This is a genomic window from Sphingobacterium thalpophilum (assembly GCF_038396785.1).
GTDB lineage: Bacteria > Bacteroidota > Bacteroidia > Sphingobacteriales > Sphingobacteriaceae > Sphingobacterium > Sphingobacterium thalpophilum_A.
The window spans coordinates 386,297-406,293 of the sequence record NZ_CP151087.1 but is presented as its reverse complement, the minus strand read 5'-3'; the positions used below and the strand labels follow the sequence as shown (position 1 = coordinate 406,293).

At 40.0% G+C, this 19,997-nt stretch carries 18 protein-coding genes; 11 read left to right on the top strand and 7 right to left on the bottom strand.

The window, feature by feature from the left end; genetic code table 11:
• The first annotated feature begins 52 nt into the window (after nucleotides 1–52).
• The 3 genes from AACH28_RS01885 (at nucleotide 53) to AACH28_RS01875 (ending at nucleotide 3,087) form a co-directional block, all read left to right on the top strand.
• Nucleotides 53–814 carry a 5'-nucleotidase C-terminal domain-containing protein gene (locus AACH28_RS01885; RefSeq protein WP_236560201.1) on the top strand — a complete coding sequence of 254 codons (762 nt, stop codon included), beginning with the start codon at nucleotides 53–55 and terminating at the stop codon, nucleotides 812–814.
• Nucleotides 792–1,751 (top strand): metallophosphatase, encoded by a 960-nt coding sequence (locus AACH28_RS01880; protein ID WP_341832089.1) that lies wholly within the window; start codon nucleotides 792–794, stop codon nucleotides 1,749–1,751. Before AACH28_RS01885 ends, AACH28_RS01880 begins: the two co-directional genes overlap by 23 nt.
• 121 nt (nucleotides 1,752–1,872) lie before the next feature.
• Nucleotides 1,873–3,087 (top strand): MFS transporter, encoded by a 1,215-nt coding sequence (locus AACH28_RS01875; protein ID WP_341832088.1) that lies wholly within the window; start codon nucleotides 1,873–1,875, stop codon nucleotides 3,085–3,087.
• 75 nt (nucleotides 3,088–3,162) lie between these two features.
• On the opposite strand, the gene AACH28_RS01870 is transcribed toward AACH28_RS01875, so the two are convergent.
• The 4 genes from AACH28_RS01870 to AACH28_RS01855 all read right to left on the bottom strand — a co-directional run bounded on the left by AACH28_RS01870 (nucleotide 3,163) and on the right by AACH28_RS01855 (nucleotide 7,127).
• The gene (locus tag AACH28_RS01870; RefSeq protein ID WP_286802022.1) at nucleotides 3,163–5,166 is read right to left on the bottom strand and encodes a M13 family metallopeptidase; all 2,004 of its coding nucleotides are present in this window, start codon (nucleotides 5,164–5,166) and stop codon (nucleotides 3,163–3,165) included.
• Nucleotides 5,167–5,271: 105 nt separating this feature from the next.
• The gene (locus AACH28_RS01865; RefSeq protein ID WP_046673330.1) at nucleotides 5,272–5,481 is read right to left on the bottom strand and encodes a hypothetical protein; all 210 of its coding nucleotides are present in this window, start codon (nucleotides 5,479–5,481) and stop codon (nucleotides 5,272–5,274) included.
• Nucleotides 5,482–5,541: 60 nt separating this feature from the next.
• Entirely contained in the window at nucleotides 5,542–6,483 is a 942-nt protein-coding gene (gene metA / locus AACH28_RS01860) for a homoserine O-succinyltransferase (RefSeq protein WP_112374108.1), read from the bottom strand.
• Nucleotides 6,484–6,596: 113 nt separating this feature from the next.
• Nucleotides 6,597–7,127 carry a TlpA disulfide reductase family protein gene (locus AACH28_RS01855; protein ID WP_070564020.1) on the bottom strand — a complete coding sequence of 177 codons (531 nt, stop codon included), beginning with the start codon at nucleotides 7,125–7,127 and terminating at the stop codon, nucleotides 6,597–6,599.
• A 233-nt stretch (nucleotides 7,128–7,360) separates the two neighbouring features.
• Between AACH28_RS01855 and acnA the strand changes: the two genes are divergently transcribed.
• The 3 genes from acnA to AACH28_RS01840 all read left to right on the top strand — a co-directional run bounded on the left by acnA (nucleotide 7,361) and on the right by AACH28_RS01840 (nucleotide 12,507).
• A complete protein-coding gene (gene acnA, locus AACH28_RS01850) occupies nucleotides 7,361–10,129 on the top strand; it encodes an aconitate hydratase AcnA (RefSeq protein ID WP_341832087.1) in 2,769 nt (922 codons plus the stop codon).
• A 287-nt stretch (nucleotides 10,130–10,416) separates the two neighbouring features.
• Nucleotides 10,417–10,983: a pentapeptide repeat-containing protein gene (locus tag AACH28_RS01845; RefSeq protein WP_341832086.1), complete on the top strand. Its 567-nt coding sequence runs from the start codon at nucleotides 10,417–10,419 to the stop codon at nucleotides 10,981–10,983.
• 138 nt (nucleotides 10,984–11,121) lie between these two features.
• Entirely contained in the window at nucleotides 11,122–12,507 is a 1,386-nt protein-coding gene (locus AACH28_RS01840; protein ID WP_341832085.1) for a WG repeat-containing protein, read from the top strand.
• Between the two features lie 81 nt (nucleotides 12,508–12,588).
• On the opposite strand, the gene AACH28_RS01835 is transcribed toward AACH28_RS01840, so the two are convergent.
• Nucleotides 12,589–13,458 (bottom strand): DUF808 domain-containing protein, encoded by an 870-nt coding sequence (locus AACH28_RS01835; RefSeq protein ID WP_333627590.1) that lies wholly within the window; start codon nucleotides 13,456–13,458, stop codon nucleotides 12,589–12,591.
• A 133-nt stretch (nucleotides 13,459–13,591) separates the two neighbouring features.
• On the opposite strand from AACH28_RS01835, the gene AACH28_RS01830 reads away from it, so the two are divergent.
• From AACH28_RS01830 to AACH28_RS01810, 5 genes are all read left to right on the top strand, one after another.
• A complete protein-coding gene (locus tag AACH28_RS01830) occupies nucleotides 13,592–14,149 on the top strand; it encodes a DUF4256 domain-containing protein (protein WP_341832084.1) in 558 nt (185 codons plus the stop codon).
• 35 nt (nucleotides 14,150–14,184) lie between these two features.
• The gene (locus AACH28_RS01825; RefSeq protein WP_341832083.1) at nucleotides 14,185–14,412 is read left to right on the top strand and encodes a hypothetical protein; all 228 of its coding nucleotides are present in this window, start codon (nucleotides 14,185–14,187) and stop codon (nucleotides 14,410–14,412) included.
• 165 nt (nucleotides 14,413–14,577) lie between these two features.
• Nucleotides 14,578–15,042, top strand: coding sequence for a YciI family protein (locus AACH28_RS01820; protein WP_341832082.1), 465 nt, complete (start codon nucleotides 14,578–14,580; stop codon nucleotides 15,040–15,042).
• Nucleotides 15,043–15,103: 61 nt separating this feature from the next.
• Nucleotides 15,104–15,562 (top strand): GyrI-like domain-containing protein, encoded by a 459-nt coding sequence (locus AACH28_RS01815; protein WP_341832081.1) that lies wholly within the window; start codon nucleotides 15,104–15,106, stop codon nucleotides 15,560–15,562.
• A gap of 95 nt (nucleotides 15,563–15,657) precedes the next feature.
• Nucleotides 15,658–16,947, top strand: a complete 1,290-nt coding sequence (locus tag AACH28_RS01810; RefSeq protein ID WP_341832080.1) for a chloride channel protein — start codon at nucleotides 15,658–15,660, stop codon at nucleotides 16,945–16,947.
• A 60-nt stretch (nucleotides 16,948–17,007) separates the two neighbouring features.
• Here AACH28_RS01810 and AACH28_RS01805 read toward each other — a convergent pair whose 3' ends face one another.
• A complete protein-coding gene (locus tag AACH28_RS01805) occupies nucleotides 17,008–18,429 on the bottom strand; it encodes an RtcB family protein (RefSeq protein ID WP_341832079.1) in 1,422 nt (473 codons plus the stop codon).
• A 103-nt stretch (nucleotides 18,430–18,532) separates the two neighbouring features.
• Nucleotides 18,533–19,627 (bottom strand): slipin family protein, encoded by a 1,095-nt coding sequence (locus AACH28_RS01800; RefSeq protein WP_145326765.1) that lies wholly within the window; start codon nucleotides 19,625–19,627, stop codon nucleotides 18,533–18,535.
• Nucleotides 19,628–19,997: the final 370 nt, after the last annotated feature.

The following is a 19,997-nucleotide window of genomic DNA, read 5'->3' as shown; positions in this document are numbered from 1 at the left end:
TGTTCATATATAATTGGCTAACTTTGCGTACTATTTGGTTAAATTAAAAAGAATGAATATTTCGAAGCAAATTGCCTTTATTGGTAGCCTTGGTGTCGCTTCGCTTTTGATGATTACAGGTTGTACAAAACAACTCCATCCAACGCAAAAAGATTTCCAACAATATCATATCAATAGCGATATGCAAGCTGATCCTGCAGTCGTGTCAATCTACGAACCCTTCAAACACAAAATGGAAGCGGAGATGAATCGTGTGATTGGACATGCGGACAAGGCATTGACAAAAGAGAAAACAGCGGAAACATTAATGGGCAATTTTTTTTGTGAAGCCTTGTTGTGGATGAGTGAACACAATGCCCATAACCCCGCGGATTTGGCGTTCGCAACAAAAGGTGGTATCCGAAATGATCTTAAAGCAGGCGATATTACAGTAGGACATATTTTTGAGGTTATGCCCTTTGAGAACACATTGACGATACTCGAGCTCAAAGGTAGTCAGATTCGTCAGCTGGCTGACTATATTGCTACAACACATGGACAACCTATAGCCGGAATGACGTTGACAATTACGGGCAACAAAGCTCAGGACATAAAGATCAAAGGTCAAGCTATTGAAGACAATAAGTTATATAAATTAGTGACCTATGATTATCTTGCCAATGGTGGTGACAACCTCAGCCTGTTGACACAACCTGTATCCCGGGCTAATTATCCGCAACGCATGCGTGAAGGTTTGATTGAATATGTGAGCGAATTAACAAAAGAAGGCAAAAAAGTAAATGCAGAATTAGATGGAAGAATTAAAATCAATTAACCGAAGATCTTTTATCAAGCAAGTTGGTGGATTTTCTGCTGCAGTTGCTTTGGGATCACTTCCTTTTCAAGTCGACGCGAAGAGCAAAAAGGTAAAACTTACAATTTTACATACCAACGATGTTCATAGCCGTATTGAACCGTTTCCAATGGACGGCGGGAAATATCAGGGATTGGCTGGTGTTGCGCGCCGAAGTACACTGATCAATAAAATCCGCAAAGAAGAAGAACATCTTCTATTACTCGATGCAGGCGATATGTTTCAAGGTACCCCCTATTTTAATCTTTTTGGAGGAAAACTTGAACTTGACCTCATGACAAAGTTAGGTTATGATGCCGGGACATTTGGAAATCATGAATTTGACAATGGTCTTGACGGTCTTGTAAAGTACCTGGATCACGCTAAATTTCCGTTCTTAACGGCAAATTACGACTTCAAAGGAACCGTATTGGAGGGCAGAACCCAAGATTATACCATATTCCATAAAGATGGAATAAAAATAGGCGTATTTGGACTAGGGGTAGATATTGAGGGATTGGTTGACCCCAATAACTTCAGGGGAATGAAATATTTGGATCCTATTGAAGTTTCCAACAAGGTGGTCCGCACATTGAAAGAAAAACACAAATGTGATTTGGTCATCTGTTTATCGCATTTGGGCTATCAATATGAAAACGACAAGGTGTCGGATCTGATCCTTGCCGCCAAAACCTCAGACATTGATCTCATTATCGGAGGACATACGCACACCTTCTTAAATGAACCAACACTGGTTACAAATTTAAAAGGAACAAAGACCGTTGTGAATCAAGTCGGTTTTGCTGGAATTAATCTAGGACGTATTGACTTTATTATGGAACCAGGGTCTGACAAGAAACAAATGGTCGCAAGTACCTATCAGGTCAATCCGACAATTCCGGAGTCCATGTTGGCATAATATAATCTAATTTTAACAAATGCCAAGTTGACTAATCAATTTGGCATTTTTTTTACCAATACTATAAGAAGACGTATGAAGTAAAAACTTATACGGTCTATACACGCTGATTCGTCATTCAATGAAAAGAATTTTATTGATTTACCTCGACTCCTTTAAGGGACTGTCTCAAGCCGCATGGCCACTTGCCATAGTGATGCTCATTAATAGAATGGGAAGTATGGTGATTCCCTTTCTTGGCCTCTACATGACCCAGGTTCTACATTTTGACATTAAACAGGTCGGTGTGGTATTGATGAGTTATGGATTCGGCTCCGTTTGTGGTTCCTATATTGGTGGCTGGCTGACTGACCGGATTGGCAGCTTCAAGGTTCAGTTCGGAAGTCTGGTATTGGCGGCCCCTTTATTCTTACTGATCCCACATTTCAAAGAGGTACAGTCCTTATCCATCATGATTTTTACTTTAAGTTTAATCTTTGATGCCTTCAGACCTGCAAACTCCGTGTCAGTGGCAAGTTACGCTAAACCCGAAAATATCACGCGCGCCTTTTCATTGAATCGTCTTGCCATAAATCTGGGATTTTCAATCGGCCCGGCGGTGGCTGGATTTTTGGCCACCATCTCATTCAATTGGATCTTTTATGGAAATTCTTTTGCCGTCCTTTGCGCTGCAGTGATTTTCTTTGTCTTTTTTCATAAACGAGAAAAAAGAAGCGATATTAAATCTAAAAAAGAGATTACTGCTGAAAACGAATTACCTCAAAAGACACGAAATTCCTATACCGACCTGCCTTTTGTCTTATTCAATATCTTTTGTTGCATTTTCTCATTCTGTTTCTTTCAGTTGATCACAACGTTACCTATTTTCTACCGAGAAGTTCACCATTTGAATGATCACCAAATCGGATTTCTACTCGGCTGGAGTGGATTCGTTATCGTATTACTGGAGATGTTCATTGTCCATATAGCTGAAAAAAGATTCTCGCTTATAAGCACGCTCGTCTTTGGAACGTTTTTATGTGCCAGCTCTTATGCCATGTTAAATTTTTCAGGTGGACTCGGGTGGTTATATTTCACATTCTTTATCTTCGGCCTTGGCGAGATGCTGACACTACCATTTATGGCAACGGTTTCTGTTAACCGTTCGACACCTAAAACACAAGGAGCATACATGGGGTTCAATTCGTTGGCATTTTCAGCTGCAAATATATTTTCGCCGCTTTTAGGGACTAGCATTGTCGATTCCTTCGGTTTTACAACCTTATGGTGGGCAACCGCATTAACCTTATCTGCTACGGCGATCGGATTCTACTTGGTTCTGAGATGGATGAAGTAACCTACACTTGAGAAATGAAAAACGGGTGTATGCTCATGTGAGATACACCCGTTTTTCATTAAACATGCCTGAAACCTACCAAATTTTGATACGTTTATCGACCGGAACAAACATTTTGTCGCCGTTCTTTGTATCCCAAGCCTTATGGAAAGCATCTAGGTTAATGATTGGGGCAAAAGCACGGTACTGTGCTGGAGAATGTGGATCAGTTTTTACTTGATTGACCACAAACTCATCGGTAGTTTTCGTTCTCCAAATCGTTGCCCAGGAAAGGAAAAAGCGCTGGTCCTGTGTAAAACCATCTATTAAACCAGGATTTCCCTTATCGTTCAGATAGAGTTGCAATGCATCAAAAGCCACTGATGAGCCACCTAAATCCCCAATATTCTCCCCTAATGTAAAGCGACCGTTCACAAAAACACCTGGTACAGGTTCGTAGGACTCAAACTGACGTACCAAAGCATCAGCCGCTGCTTCAAATTTCGCCTTATCACTGTCGCTCCACCAATTGTTCAGGTTTCCATTCCCATCGTATTTCGCACCCTGGTCGTCAAATCCGTGCGAAAGTTCGTGACCAATTACCGCACCAATACCGCCGAAATTAACTGCAGCATCAGCTTTATAATCATAGAATGGCGGCTGAAGAATCGCTGCTGGAAAGACAATCTCATTAAACAGTGGACTATAGTAAGCGTTCACAGTCTGTGGAGTCATCCCCCATTCAGATTTGTCCACTGGCTTATCTTGTTTCGCCAAATTCTGGTAAAATGCCCATTTACTCGAAGCTAATACATTTTCATACAACGATGTCCCAACATCAAGTTTGCTAAAATCTTTCCATTTATCCGGGTAACCAATTTTAACTTTAAACTTAGTCAGTTTGTCCAATGCCTTTACTTTCGTTTCATCCGACATCCAAGTCAATCCCTTGATATGCTGCCCGAAAGATTTAACGAGGTGGCTTACAAGCTCTTCCGCTTCAGCTTTGGCCTTTGGAGGGAAGTTTTCTTTCACATACAATTTCCCTAATAACTCACCTGCGATCGAATTGACAAATTCCACACCGCGCTTGTCCAGAGCACGCTGCTCCTTTTGTCCTTTTAACTTACGACCCCAGAAATCAAAATACAGATCATTTAACTCCTGTGTAGTATATGACGCTGCATTATTTAAAATATGAAATGTCAATAGCTCTTTGATCACCGGTAGATTTTCAGGGTTGAAAACCCGATCCAAATTTTCGTAATACTTTATTTCCGGTACAATAACAGTATCAGCCTTAAAACCGACATCCTTTAGGTACTTTGCAATATCGACGTTTTTCACAATCTTTTTTAGATCGGCTACAGCGATCGGATTATATCGCCCATTTGCATCGCGTGATTGCTCAACGGTTTTAAGGTTTGCCGCCAGCTGCTTTTCAAAGGCGACAATTTTTGGACCTTTTAAATCCTTCGTAATTTGGCCTGATTTAGCATAAAGTGCAGAAATATAATTTGAATAATCCGTTAACGTTTCTTCGTTCTTCTTATCTTTTACTTGATAATAAGAACGTCCAAGCCCCAGACTTCCTCCGCCGAGGTATACTGTATTAACATCGGAATTTTTAAGATGCGCATATACATAGCCACTAAAAAAAGGATTTCCACCAATCGGTGCTACCTCAACAAGATAGTTGTATAAATCATCAAAATTTTTAATTGCTGCAATTTTAGCAAGATAAGGTTTAACAGGTTCTAAACCAAGTTTATTACGTGTTTTCATATCCACAAATGATTTATACAAATCACCTATCTTCTGATTGTCTGTACCCTTTTGGAATTGTCCAGTTAGCGATTCTTGCAAGACCTTCAACGTAGCAATATCGGTGTTTTCACGCAATTCGTCGAAAGAACCCCAACGTGCTTTATCAGAGGGTATTTTGACTGTTTTCATCCAGTGTCCATTCACAAAATTATAAAAGTCATCTTGAGGACGAACACTCTTGTCCATGTAACTCACATTGATTGCGTTGTTTTGCGCTTGGCCCGCCAATGAGCCGCAGGTCAACAAAGCTGCTAAAAGTAGATTTTTCTTCATATAAAAATTTAGTTTGTCTATCGCTATACACAAACTTAAGCAAAGTTCTTCTATTGTTAATGCAACAATTGGGATTCTAATCGCAACTAAAATTAATGGGGATAATTAAGTCTTGGTTTTATTGCGTGTTGATTTACGTAGTACAAGGATAAAAATCAGTAGAAACAGTGCGACACCGGCAATCCAAATCCACGGATTAGCATACCATAACGTCCCATTCGCTTCTTTAAGCTTTTGATTCTCTTCCAGGGTAACCTGTGCTTTCAATAAAAAAACTGAAAAAACAGGACAAACTATTAAAGCAGTCTTTTTCATATTTAATCACTTCATATGAATAGAATACTCTTTTAGCTGTTTTTGTTTGAAGGAATTAAATTATCCTTGTTTGATTTCGCCTAAATAAACCACGTCTTTTAGATCAAAAGGAGTTTCTTGATACACAAAGTAATTCAACCAATTATTGAAAAGAAGATTCGCATGACTTGTCCAGCGCACCAGAGGGCGATTTTCGGGGTTGTCATCAACATAATAATTTGCCGGCATAGCAATCTCCTGCCCTTTTTCTAAGTCTCTTTTATACTCTTCATCCAGTGTAAAAGGAGCATATTCTGAATGTCCCGTCAAATAAAACTCGCGTCCCCCGCGTGAAGAAACGATAGCAATACCGGCTTCTGGCGATTCTGAAAGAATTTCTAAACCCTCTTTTACCAGGAGATCATCCTTCTCAATTGTTGTATGGCGGCTGTGCGGTATAAAGAACTCATCGTCAAATCCACGGAATAAAGGATGTCTTTTGTTTAACGCAGTGTGCTTAAATACACCAAAAAGTTTTTCCGTTAATGGCTTCTTCTCTACACCATAGAAATGATACAATGCAGCTTGAGACGCCCAACAGATATACAAACTTGATGTTACATGGGTCCTTGCCCAGTCGAAGATGGTCTGAATTTCATCCCAGTAGGTCACTTCCTCAAAAGCAACCATTTCAACTGGAGCCCCCGTAATAATCATTCCGTCGTAGAAATTCTCCTTAACCTCGGTCAAGCTCTTGTAAAACATTTCCAAATGCTCTTCGGGGGTATTCTTTGAAACATGCGTTTCAAGTCGCAAAAATTCCATTTCCACCTGCAAAGGATTATTTGACAGCAAACGAATAAAATCTGTCTCTGTCGTAATTTTAAGCGGCATTAAGTTCAATACCAAAACACGAAGCGGTCTGATATCCTGCTCATTTGCTCTTAAATCACTCATGACAAATATATTCTCCTTTTTCAACAGCTCAATGGCAGGAAGGTTATTAGGAAGTTTGACCGGCATAGATAATTTCTCCTTATACAATTAGCATGCAAAATTAGCAAGAAAATGCCATAAATGCTAAATGAAACATAAATTATCTTCCATTATATTGTTATAGTCTCCAAGACCAAAAGCTATTCCTTGCTTAAATCCAATAGGGATTTTCTGAATTTCTGCGACCCAAAGTTCATTCCACCTACGTGTTTAATGACCAGCTTACCAGCCTTATCCAAAATAATCGTTGTTGGTATGCTTGTGGTACTCAATTCTTTGGGTAAAGCCGAATTTAATTGATAGACCGGTAGACTATATTTTCTTTTCGCCATAAACTTCCGCGAAGCGCTAAGATTTCCATCGATATCGACAGCCAAAATAACAATAGCATCGTTGCCCTTAAAGTCCTTATAGAGTTGATCCAAGGAAGGCATCTCAGCAAGACATGGTGGACACCATGTCGCCCATAAATTAATAACCACAACTTTTCCTTTGAGCTGGTTTAGGCTCAATATATTGTTTTTACTGTCCCTAAAACTAAGATTGTATCCTTCGGTTCTGCTCTTATTCTCCTCCTCGACCACACAATGCTTGCTTGCTTTAACCAAAAATGGATTGCAAAACAACAAACTAACCAATAAAAGGAGACTATAATTTACTTTTTTTGTCATATAACACTTTAACTAAGCTTAAACATTACCATAACGTTTGTATCCTAATTTGATTGCTTTTATAGCAGAAAATTAATCGAATTTTTTCACGCGTTTTTTTAACGGATTTTTCAGCGGCAATGGAGGTTTAAAATTCGGTGTTAGAATACGAAAGCGAAAAGGTAAGTGTAAAAGATATTACAAACAAATTTAGGGATATGTATATTATATAGTATGAAAATAAGTAAATGAATATGAGCAAAGAGAAATCAATACAAGAAATTGAAATTAACGGCAAAGTTTACCAGTATAGTTCTATTAAAGATCTCCCTCAAGGTAATGTTATGCACCTACCGTTCAGCATCCGGATACTACTGGAAAATGTATTGCGAAACCATGATGGATTCAGTATCACAGACGAGCATGTCAATACCCTGATTCATTGGACTCCACAACCTGTTGACAAAGATATCCCCTTCAAACCGGCCAGAATTTTAATGCAGGATTTCACCGGAGTACCTGCTGTAGTCGATATGGCATCACTACGTGCCGAATTTATCCGTCATGGCAAGGATGGACAAAAAATAAATCCTGCTATCCCGGTGGATCTGGTCATTGATCATTCCGTTCAGGTCGACTACTTTGGTACACAGTACTCGTATGACAAGAATGTCGAGTTGGAATATGAACGCAACCGTGAGCGTTATGAACTCCTTAAATGGGCACAGAAAGGATTAAAAAATTTTACCGTTGTTCCCCCAGGTATGGGTATCTGCCATCAGGTCAACTTGGAATATCTTGCCAAAGGAGTCATTGAACATGACAATTGGCTTTTTCCTGACACATTAGTAGGGACAGATTCGCATACACCAATGGTCAATGGTATTGGTGTATTAGGTTGGGGAGTTGGTGGTATTGAGGCCGAGGCAGCCATGCTTGGACAACCCATCTTTTTCACCTGCCCCGAGGTTATCGGCCTTAAACTTATGGGAAAGATACCAGCGACATGCACCGCCACAGACATGGTCCTTTCGATAACAAAAATACTTCGCGATAAAGGTGTTGTGGGCAAATTTGTTGAAGTATTTGGCGATGGATTGGACAGCCTTTCGGTGACAGACCGTGCGACAATTTCCAATATGTCCCCAGAATTTGGCTGTACAGTTACCTATTTTCCGATTGATGACCGAACCCTTGAATACATGCATAGCACCAATCGTAGTGCAGAGCAGATTAAAATTGTTGAAGATTATTGTAAAAGCAATTTACTCTGGCGCACTGGCAAGGAAGAAATTCAATATTCGTCGGTAGTTGAATTCGATTTATCAAGCCTTGAACCAACTGTATCTGGGCCCAAAAGGCCTCAGGATAAAATTCTTGTGAAGGATTTAAAAACTACATTTTCACAACTTTTGGACAGCGAACACCATCGACAATATGTCCCTGTTTTGCAGCGATCGGAATCTGCCTGGCTTGCTGACGGCGGTTCAGGAACAGAGTTTACCTTTGGTAAGGTACCTGTCGAACATGATTCACCGCATGAAGTTATTCAAGAGTCTATTCATGCCGTTCGCATCAAACACAATCATAAGGAGTATATTGTAAGTGATGGCAGTATTGCGATCGCAGCTATAACAAGCTGTACCAATACCTCGAACCCTACTGTCATGATCGGTGCAGGATTATTGGCCCGTAACGCCATCGAGCGCGGGCTTCGCACCAAATCCTGGGTAAAGACCTCTTTAGCCCCTGGCTCAAAAGTCGTTACGCAATACCTTGAAAGATCAGGACTTAGTGCTGATCTTGATGCCCTGCGTTTTCACACCGTAGGTTACGGTTGTACCTCCTGTATTGGAAACTCCGGTCCTCTTCCACCACAAATAGCAGAAGCGGTGGAAAAAGGTGAATTGATTGTTGCCTCGGTATTATCTGGTAACCGAAATTTTGAGGCCCGTGTGCATCCACAGGTCAAAATGAACTTCTTAATGTCGCCAATGCTTGTTGTGGCCTATGCGCTGGTCGGAAGAGTGGATATTAATCTCTTGGAGGAACCATTGGATTACGACCCTAACGGTCAGCCCGTATATCTGAAAGATATTTGGCCAAGCCGCGAGGATATTATCGAAACCGTCAATGCCTGCGTCAAACAATCGGATTTTCAAGAAGTTTATGATGTCATCTTCGACGGATCGACAGACTGGCAAGAACTTGAAGTGAATCTGGATCAAAATTACCAGTGGGACAACACGTCTACCTACATTAAAGAATCACCTTTTTTTGAAAATTTACAGGCTGTACCAAATCCGATACAAGACATCCAAAATGCAAGGGTGTTACTTTATCTTGGTGATTCGGTTACAACGGATCATATCTCACCTGCAGGGTCATTCACAGAAGAAACTGCGGCTGGGCAATACCTCAGCGCACATCAGGTAAGTAAAGAAGATTTTAATTCGTATGGATCTAGACGTGGGAACCACGAAGTTATGATGCGTGGAACATTTGCCAATGTGCGTATTAAAAACAAAATTACTGATCGTGAAGGTGGATTTAGCCGTTATTTCCCAAGCAATGAGGTGAAGACGGTTTATGAAACCGCAATGGAATATCGAAAAAACAACACTGCACTCATTGTGCTGGCAGGAAAAGAGTATGGTTCGGGCTCCTCAAGAGATTGGGCTGCAAAGGGAACATTCCTGCTCGGCGTACGGGCGGTTATTGCTGAAAGTTTTGAGCGTATTCACCGAAGTAATCTTGTCGGTATGGGGGTAGCACCACTTGTGTTTATCAATGACGAAAATGCAGAGAAATTAGGACTAGATGGAACAGAAGTCTATAGCATCACGGGACTTGCGAACGATTTAACACCCCATAAACTCCTCTCGGTAAAGGCGGTGCATGACAATGGAAAAACAACCACATTTCAAGTGAAAGCAAGACTCGATTCTGCCATTGAAATCGAGTATTTTAAGAATGACGGTATTCTGCAATATGTGCTACGGCAATATTTAAAAAACAACTAATATTCGGCAAATTGAAGAATCGAAATAGCTAAAAAAGTAAAGGGCACTCTATAGGGTGCCCTTTAACAACTATATTAAAACCTACCAGAGTTCTACAATACTTCAGTCTTGCCCCCAGAATTATGTTTTATGGCTATGCCAAATATAGTTGGAAAAAATTACCCTTTTTATCCCTGAAATCAGGTATTTTGCATATAAGCGGATGTAGCGCATTCACTTCATTTTAAAGTAAAATCATTCGGGAGAATTGTTTATTTTCGCTAAGATCAATGCCAACAGCATACAGAATGAAAGAACTTATCGAACAAACAATCACGAAACAAACATGGACTCCTGAACTGAAACAAGTTCAGGAATTCTACAAATGCACCTTTGAGCAATGTGATTTTCAGAGCGCGGAACTGTTAGACCTCATTTTCACAAATTGTGAATTTAAATCGTGTAATCGATCCAACGTCAGTCTGAAGGGGACACAACTAGATCATGTTGTCTTTAATGACTGCAAAATGCTAGGTATACACTTTAATGAATGTAGTTCATTTTCCTTTCATGCCAATTTCAGTAACTCGGTTCTGGATTACTCCTCTTTTTTTGAAAGAAATATAAAGAAGTTCCAGTTTGAACAATGCTCTTTGCAACATGTGGATTTTGAACGGGCCAACCTTCAACAGGTGCTGTTTAAAAAAACGAATTTGCTAAATGCCCGCTTTGTACAATGCAATCTCGAGGGCTGCGATTTTCGGTCTTCGATCAATATCCAGCTAGATCCTGAGGCCAATCGTATGAAAAAAAGTAAATTTGGCCCGGAACAACTGCCTGGTCTACTACTTAAATATCAACTGGTTATTGATTAAATATGGAAAAGGCCGTTCAACTAACTCCCAAAATCAATGTATTCCATTGAAACATGTTGATTTATCGTTAAATAACGGATTTCAGGGATAAAACTCCCCACTTTGAATCAGGATATTTGTCATTCAAAGTTTAAAAAAATGAAAAAAATATCCCTATCATTCGCAGCTATCTTAGCGGCCAGCACAATGTCGTTTGCACAGATCAATAAAGCATTCAAGATCAACTATGCCGTTACGTATGCTGTCGATCCCAGCGAAGAAGCACAAGCAGATCCAGTTTCTGTTTACGAAGCGTATGTTAACAATGATAAAATAAAAGTTATATCGGCTTCCGGAGATGGCGAAGAGTCAATCTTTCTCATTAAAAAAAATGAAGAACAATCAATTGTATTGTACCCAGGACTGGCAAAATACGTCGTTAAAGAAAATGCGCTCAGCCCACATACGATCAAATTCGTCCCAAACCAGACGAAAATGATTGCCGGTTATCCCTGCAAACTAGCTCAGGTCGAAATTCCTATTTCAGAAGATAACGACGAAAACAGCACCTTATCGATCTGGTATAGCGATAAATTGCCAGCCACCTATTGGGAGGGATTTGATCTATTCAAAAAAATCCCCGGGGCTGTGCTACAGCTAACAACACCCCTCGGAATGGATATGATTGCCCAGAACATCGCCGATAGCCAATTAGACGATAAAGATTTTATCGTACCTGAGGATTATGAGCAAGTAGCATCCATTTATGACGCCGAGGAAGATTCGGAAGAAAGCAACCAGATTGCTGAAAATCTGTATTTATTTGAAGATGCTGCAACTAATCTCCTAGGGGTACAAGACAGCGAAGAAAAAACAATTGTTCCAGCACAATACCTCTATATCGCACCATTTGTTGGCGATCTTAGTATAGTTCAATATAAAAATGAAAAATATGGCGCCATTAATCTGGCTGGTAAACCAATCATCCCCTTCCAATACGATTATTTAGGTTACGATGATCACCTCGGACAACTGGTTTTTGGACTAAACGAAAAATATGGGGTCATGGATAAATCTGGAAAAATTTTAATTTCCGCAAATTATGATATGATATCGTTCATTAACGGTGGTTATGCCGTATTTCAGCAGAAAAATAAATATGGTATATTGAATCAGGCGGGCAAAATAATTGTCCCGGCGACGTATAGCTATATTTCTGAAAATAATTCAACGCATTTCATCAGTATTGAAAACGACAGGTATAATCTTACTGAAATAAAGACCAATAAAATTGTTGCTCCCGACTACGATTTGATTTCAGTTACAGAAGAACCTAATCTTTTCCTTGCTAGTAAAGATGGAAAATATGGTTATTTAGATAGCCAAGGAAAAGTGGCCATACCATTTATATACAGCGGGGCCACCACTTTCAGTGATGGTGTAGCTTCTGTCTCATTAGCGGATTCGGACGATGTAATTTTGATTAATACCAAAGGTAAACGTGTAGAAATCGATGCCGCGGCAGAGGCAACAGACACAATTTAAGAACCAGAAAACAAAGAAGGCAGCAGATATACCTGCTGCCTTTTTTTATATGGTTGCCGATCATCAAAGATCAATAGGAGTTTATTTTTTCTTTTTAAACAGCCCTTTGCCGATCGTAAATAAAACCACCACGATAAGACCTCCTCCTAGGCCAAATAACAGCTCTTTTATCATGCCTGGCAGAGCTGGTAGCGCATGGTGTAAGAAATCAATATAATGCGCAAATATTCCGCCTGAAACCAGAATTAAAGCAAATGTACCTACAACAGCCAATAATTTGATAACAAAGGGAAGCGCACGGACTAAAAACCGACCTAGGCTCGCAATAGGACCTTTTTCGCGGGAGGTTTTAATCAATTTATAACCGGCATCGTCCATACGAACGATAAGCGCTACAATACCATAGACTCCAACTGTGGCCAGAAAAGCAACAACCGAAACCGTAATAATTTGTAAGGACAAGCTTTTTCCCAGAACCGTTCCCAAAGCAATAATGACGATTTCCACAGAAAGAATAAAGTCTGTCGTAATAGCCGATTTTACCTTCGCTTTTTCAGCGGCAACTGAGTTTTCAGCAACGACAGTCTCCACTTTTGTTTCCTCCGTAGGACGTTTGCGATGGAACAGGTATTCAATAATCTTCTCAACACCTTCAAAAGCAAGATAGAAACCTCCCAAGATTAAAATATATTTGATGGCAATTGGAAAAAAGACATTCAGTAATAATGCTATTGGTACAATTATCAACTTATTGAGCAGTGAGCCCTTTGTAATTGCCCATAAAACCGGGAGCTCGCGTGAAGCTAAAAAGCCAGTCGCTTTCTCGGCATTAACCGCTAAATCGTCACCTAAGATTCCAGCAGTTTTTTTTGTTGCGATTTTACTCGCTACTGCCACATCATCCATCAACGCTGCAATATCATCTAGAATTGCAAATATTCCTGAAGCCATAGTTATATAAAGATTGAACGTAAAAATATAAATTTAATTCAATTCTGAAATAAGGAATTTAATCCATTTGCAATATCAAGCTACATTACATTTGAATTAAATACGTAATTTTAATACCACAAGGACAACCATTATGAAAAATTCGCTTACACAAGAGGAACAGTCAATGCTACTTGAAACGCTAAAAGAAAGGTTTCAGAAATTCCCCAAACGACACCCACAGATCAGCTGGGACCAAGTAGTGCATAAATTGCTTGAAAGCCCCCCAAAATTATGGAGCTTGTTCCAAATGGAAAAGAGCGGTGGCGAGCCCGACCTTGTTATTATTGATCCAAACAAAAAGCAGTATGCTTTTGTGGATTGTACAGAAGAAAGTCCCAAAGGAAGGAGAAGCCTCTGTTTTGACCAAAAAGCCTTAGATGAAAGGAAGGAAAACAAGCCTATTGGAAGCGCTGTCGAAGAAGCTAAAAAAATGGGAACCGAACTGCTTTCTGAACATCAATATCGCCAACTCCAAATGTTAGGTGAATTTGATTTAAAAACTTCCAGCTGGATACAAACTCCAGCGGATATTCGTAAGCTTGGTGGCGCCTTATTTGGTGACAGACGTTACAACCAAGTTTTCACCTATCATAATGGCGCGATCTCCTATTATGCGGCACGGGGCTTTCGTGCCATACTTTTTCTTTAAATAAAAGCACTTAACCATCAAAATATAAAACCTATATGAAAAAAATTTTAATCGCTACCCTACTCTTTTGCTTAGGAACTGCTCAAACACTTTTTTCACAAGTCTCTTTTCCATCTTTCTTAGAAGGGACGTGGAAGGTTGACAATAAAGAGGAATACGAACAATGGGATCGTATAAACGAACATGAATTAAAAGGCCTTTCCTATACGTTGAAAAATGGCCAAAAGATAGTTAGTGAATACCTAAAATTGACCAAAATATAGGATAAAATCATATATACAGCACTGGTCATCGGACAAAACAATGGGAAAGAAGTCAATTTTGAGCTAAATTATCAGGATGGTACCTATTCTTTTGTCAATGAGGCCCATGATTTCCCTAATTACATTCGATATACACCCGTTACTACAAACCGACTTTATATTGCAGTGGAAGGAAAATCAGGAAAAATCAGATCTTTTTATGCGACGAAAATCGTCCCCACACCGACCGTAGCGAACCCAAATTACGATCAAGAACTCGCAAAAAAATTAGGAGCCGATGATTATGGGATGAAATCCTACATCTTTGTCCTCCTGAAAACTGGCGAGAATAAAACAACAGACAAACAATTTATTAATGCATGTTTCAAAGGTCACATGGAAAACATCAATCTTCTCGTAAAAAATGGGCAACTGATTGTTGCTGGCCCGTTTGGAAAAAATGACAATAACTTCCGGGGCCTTTTTATCTTAAATAACATGGCTTCTATTGATGCCGCGAAGCATATTTTAGAAAACGATCCAGCGATAAAGAATGGTCTCTTAGAAGCTTCATTTTACCCTTGGTATGGTTCAGCTGCTTTGGCAGAATACCTGTCCCAAGTAGATAAAATCTGGAAAAAACAACATTAGCTGTTTGTTCGTGACATACAGCTGTCATTTACAGAGCTAACTTTGGGGAAAACTAAAAGTCATGAAAAATCAAACAATCCCTTCATTCAGTATAATTGGCCTCGCCATCCGTACGAGCAACCAAAATGGACAGGCAGCTAAGGACATTCCGGAACTTAGGGCCCGCTTTTTTAAAGAAGATGTATTAAGCCGTATTCCCAACAAGATATCCAACGAACTTTACTGTATCTATACCGAATATGAAAAGGATCATACCCTACCTTATACGACTTTCTTGGGCTGTAAAGTAAGCAATCTTGAAGAAGTACCCGAAGACTTGGATGGTATTCATATCGCTGAAAATCATTACCAACACTTTACCGCGGAAGGAAGTTTAGAAGATGGCATCGTTTATGAAACTTGGCAAAAGATATGGAGTTCGGATTTACCAAGAACATATGCTGCAGACTTCGAAATATATGGCGAAAAAGCTCAAAATCCACAAGACGCAAAAGTGGATATTTTCATCGGTATCCAGTAAGCCCTCTATCGTAACAAAAAGTATGTCTTAAGATATTAATCATTTATTTTAAACTAAATAACACTTACCTTTGTGCCGATTTAAAGAAAAACATTATGCAAGGCAATACGACATACAGAAAAAAAGTTGTTCGATATAGCTATTTAAAATTAATTGGAAGTTCAGCTCTCGTTAGTATCATTTGTTGCTTATTGGCATACAGTCTCAAGCACAGCACAGGTTATGTACAGGAAGAATTGTTTGAAAGAGTATTTTCCTGGAATCCTAAACTGTTTATTATTCTACCCAGCATCGGTATTACAGCTATTTATTTTTTACGGAAATACGCTTTTCAAAACAGAAAAAACAAAGGGATCAAAGAAATCTATACAACATTGGAAACAAGAAAAGACCATTTGCCTTTTTTTAAGATTCCTTCCCATTATATCAATGGTTTTCTAACTGTAATTTTTGGTGGTTCAACCGGTGTTGAAGTCTCCACAGTTGTTGCCACAGCTACAGTAGGCAACCAAGCGTATAGGAGATTGCATCCGGCTTGGGCCTACAAAACCGAGTTGATCTGCGCTGGCGTAATTGCTGGAGTCACACTGTTGTTTGGAAGCGCATTGGGTGGTTTTCTTTTTGCTTTTGAGGTAATTGCACGCAGATATAACAAGACCTTGCTCATTAGCGGACTAACTTCAATGGCCCTGGCTTCCGTATTTGTCTATTATCTTGACGCAAGTCCTTTGTTTACATTTGAGGTAAAAGCATGGCGATGGCAAGCGATCCCTTTTGTCGCTATTTTGGGATTGATTGGCGGGATTTTAGCATTATATTTTACTAAAACGGTAATTTATGCGAAGTCCTATTTTGCAGGCATAAAAAGTAATTTTATCCGTGTCAACTTGGGTGCAATCACCGTTGGAACATTTATCTTTTTCTTACCGGTACTCTATGGCGACAGCTATCATGGTCTTGGAGAGATTCTAAAAAGCAGTCTGCATGATTCTGTCAATTTACTTTACTTTCTTCCGTTGATCCTGCTTGTTCTCTTAAAACCTTTTGTGGCTTCTCTGACGCTAGGTGCTGGTGGTGACGGCGGCGTTTTTGCCCCCAGTATTGTTACAGGTGCATTGTTAGGCGTTTTGTTTGCACAGCTTTGCAACCATTATCTAGGCACACAATTGGTGGTTATTAATTTTGCCCTTTTTGGTGCTGCAGCAATGCTTTCTGCGGCTATACATGCACCTTTCACGGCGATCTTTATTATTGCAAGCCTTGTTCCTTCCGGATATTTATTACTAGCCCCCCTACTCATCAGCAGTTTTATTGCGAAAACGCTAGCTAAAAAACTATATCCTTATAACGTATACACCTATAAGGAAGTGGCGACGGCCAGGTAATCAAAAGAAATTAAATACGAAAGCGGCTCAAACATCAATCTGAGCCGCTTTTTCTTGCCATTAGTCTTCTCTGCTCCCATCATCTGCCATGCGGACAATCTTGGGCGAAAATTTTGCCACGACATCAACAAGATCTTTTTGTGAAGCCATTACGGTATGGATGTCTTTATAGGCCATCGGCGCTTCATCCATCCCTGCCCCAAGCAACATAATACCTTTATCTTTAAGCATCGAATGGAGATCATGGGAAGATAGCGTTTTAATCGCTTGCGTACGGCTCATTAGTCGACCTGCCCCATGAGATGCCGATTGTATCGCATTCGACTCCCCTTTTCCACGAACCAAAAATCCTGGTGTAGCCATGGAGCCTGGAATAATCCCCATAACCCCTTTTGCAGCTGGCGTAGCACCTTTTCGATGGACAATAACCTCTTGACCATTCCACGTTTCCTTCCATGCAAAATTGTGGTGATTTTCGACCTTCGCCAACAATTCGGCCCCTAAAGCCAACGTAATCTTTTCATGGATCACTTCATGGCAAGCTGATGCATAATCGCCGGCGAGATTCATCGCTAGCCAATATTCTTGCCCTTCATGAGTATCTAAGTTTAAATAGGCTAGATTTTCAGCTTGGTAAGGCAACTTACACAAGGATTTGGCTAATTTTGTATAATGTGCAGCAATGGTGGCGCCCATTCCTCTTGAACCTGAATGGGTCAGTAAGCCTAAATAGGCTCCGCTATCAATGTTCAAAACCTCATCTCTTTCTTCAAATTCGACTATACCGAACTCCACAAAATGGTTCCCCCCACCTGAAGATCCCAATTGCGTCCAGGCTTTATCCTTCAATGCGGAAAGGAAGCTGTTCTCAGTGAACAATTCGTTATCCAATATAGCATGATCTACACGTTCATGTCTCAAATATCCATTGCCAGCACCAAACTTACTATTACGCAGAATAATGTCTTTCAAGGTCATTAAATTCTCTTCCAAAAATGAGGCTGGCAAATCAAAGATCGACAAAGCCATACGACAGCCAATATCGACACCGACCCCATAAGGAATCACCGCATTATTAGTCGCCAGTACTCCACCAATTGGCAACCCATATCCTTGATGCGCATCCGGCATCAGCGCTCCGGCAACTGAAACAGGCAATTTCATAGCGATATTCATCTGTACTTTTGCCCCTGTTTCGATTTCAGACGCGCCATAAATCGTATATTCCGCCGGAGTCTCGTTCAATGCAATTAACGACTTATCAACAGCCTCTTGTCCAAGTATGGCATGAGCCAAAATTCCGAAAACAGCATCTTCTGAATACCCGGTCGGATCTTCCAGGACAGACTTGAATTTTTCGAGCATTTCTAACCGCGTAAAACCGTGTCTTTTACTATTGATCTTTAATGCCACGCCCAAGGAATGATTCTCTTTATATCCTAATGCAATTAAATCATTGCCATTTATTCTTTTATTTTCCATTTTTTTACGTTCTTTTTTGATGGAGCAGCCATACAACTTCTCCAAAGCAGGTAACAACATCTCTTTACGTTGCTACCTGCACCTCTTTCAACTTATTAATCTTTTATTTCACAAACAATTGCTTGAGTTGGTCAACAATCTGTCCATTTCCGGAAACCGAAATCGTATTGATCTTTTCAGCAATCTTTTCCACATATTCCATTTCCTTCAATTTAAACAACATACTGTTTTCTTCCATCAGCTTCGCGGTATTCAACAAACTCCGTGTTGAAGCAGTCTCTTCACGACGCATGATGCTATTCGCCTGCGCCCTCTTCTCTGCAATCAACACCTGGTTCATGATGTCCCGCACATCTCCTGGTAAAATAACATCTTTAATGCCACAGGTCAACAGTGTTATACCCAAGCCCGCGACTTGTGGCAATGTATTTTCTAAGACATAGCCTTGTATTTCGGTCTTTCGCTCCATCAACTCGTCCAAAGTCATCTGGCCAATATAGGACCGTAAGGTCAACTGCATCAACGAATACAATTGCTTTTCATATTCTTTATTATCCAATAGCGCTTTGACAATATCCACAATCTGATATTGCAGCGTGAAATTGATTCTGATCTGTGCCTTATCTTTGGACAAGATCTCCTGTCCCGCCACCTCCAACGTCAAGACTCTCATATCAGCTTTTGAAATCGCTATGGTTTTTGCATTCTTCCACCAACAATACGTTCCCGACTTCAAAATATCTACAAACACACCGTCCACAAAAAGCAATGCTTTCTCATTTGGTTCAATTTTATATTGACGTACATAATAGCCTAAGCTCTGCTTCTCCAGCAATTGACGATTAACAGATGTAGGGATCTCAATCTCCGTAATGTCTTCTAATTGAAATCTGCGTTCGCGCAATTCCTTCCAAAAAAGATGTCTGCCAGACGCTAACGTCTTTTCAAAATTACCATTCAAAAAAACAAGACAGATCTCCGTATCACCCACTTCAACGATATCGACCAATTCGCGAAAACCTGTCAACTGCAACAGTACATCGACATTGCGACCGGAAGGAAATGGATGAGTAGTCGTGTACTTCTCCAGTTTTTCACCAAATCCCAACCAGTAGTTACCGGATTTCAAAACACGGATCACCGCATTGTTCTTAACAACCAATCCGATTTCGTCTGTAGTTAGTTGTACTCTTTTCATTGTATATTCTTTTAAATTTTCCTCATTTCTATTATAAAACCTGCTATTTTTTATCCCTTGACCTCAAGCGGGATTCGAAAGTCCAGATACCCTTTTTAAAATCAAAAGTCGATGAACAAATACCCCATCTTATTGTCATGACATTTTATTATAAATGCAGATACCTCACTTAGGAATCTCAGGCCATCAATCAATTGCTCAATCGCATGAAAACAGCGTATAAGCAGGATAAAAGATAGCAAGCTTCTACCAAACGACCTTTTTGAAGAAAGTCTTAACTTTGAATGTCCGAATGGACAGTTCGATGCAATACCCTTATGCTATTCCATCCGAAAATGGAAGTGGGATTCGAACCCACACGATTGTGTTG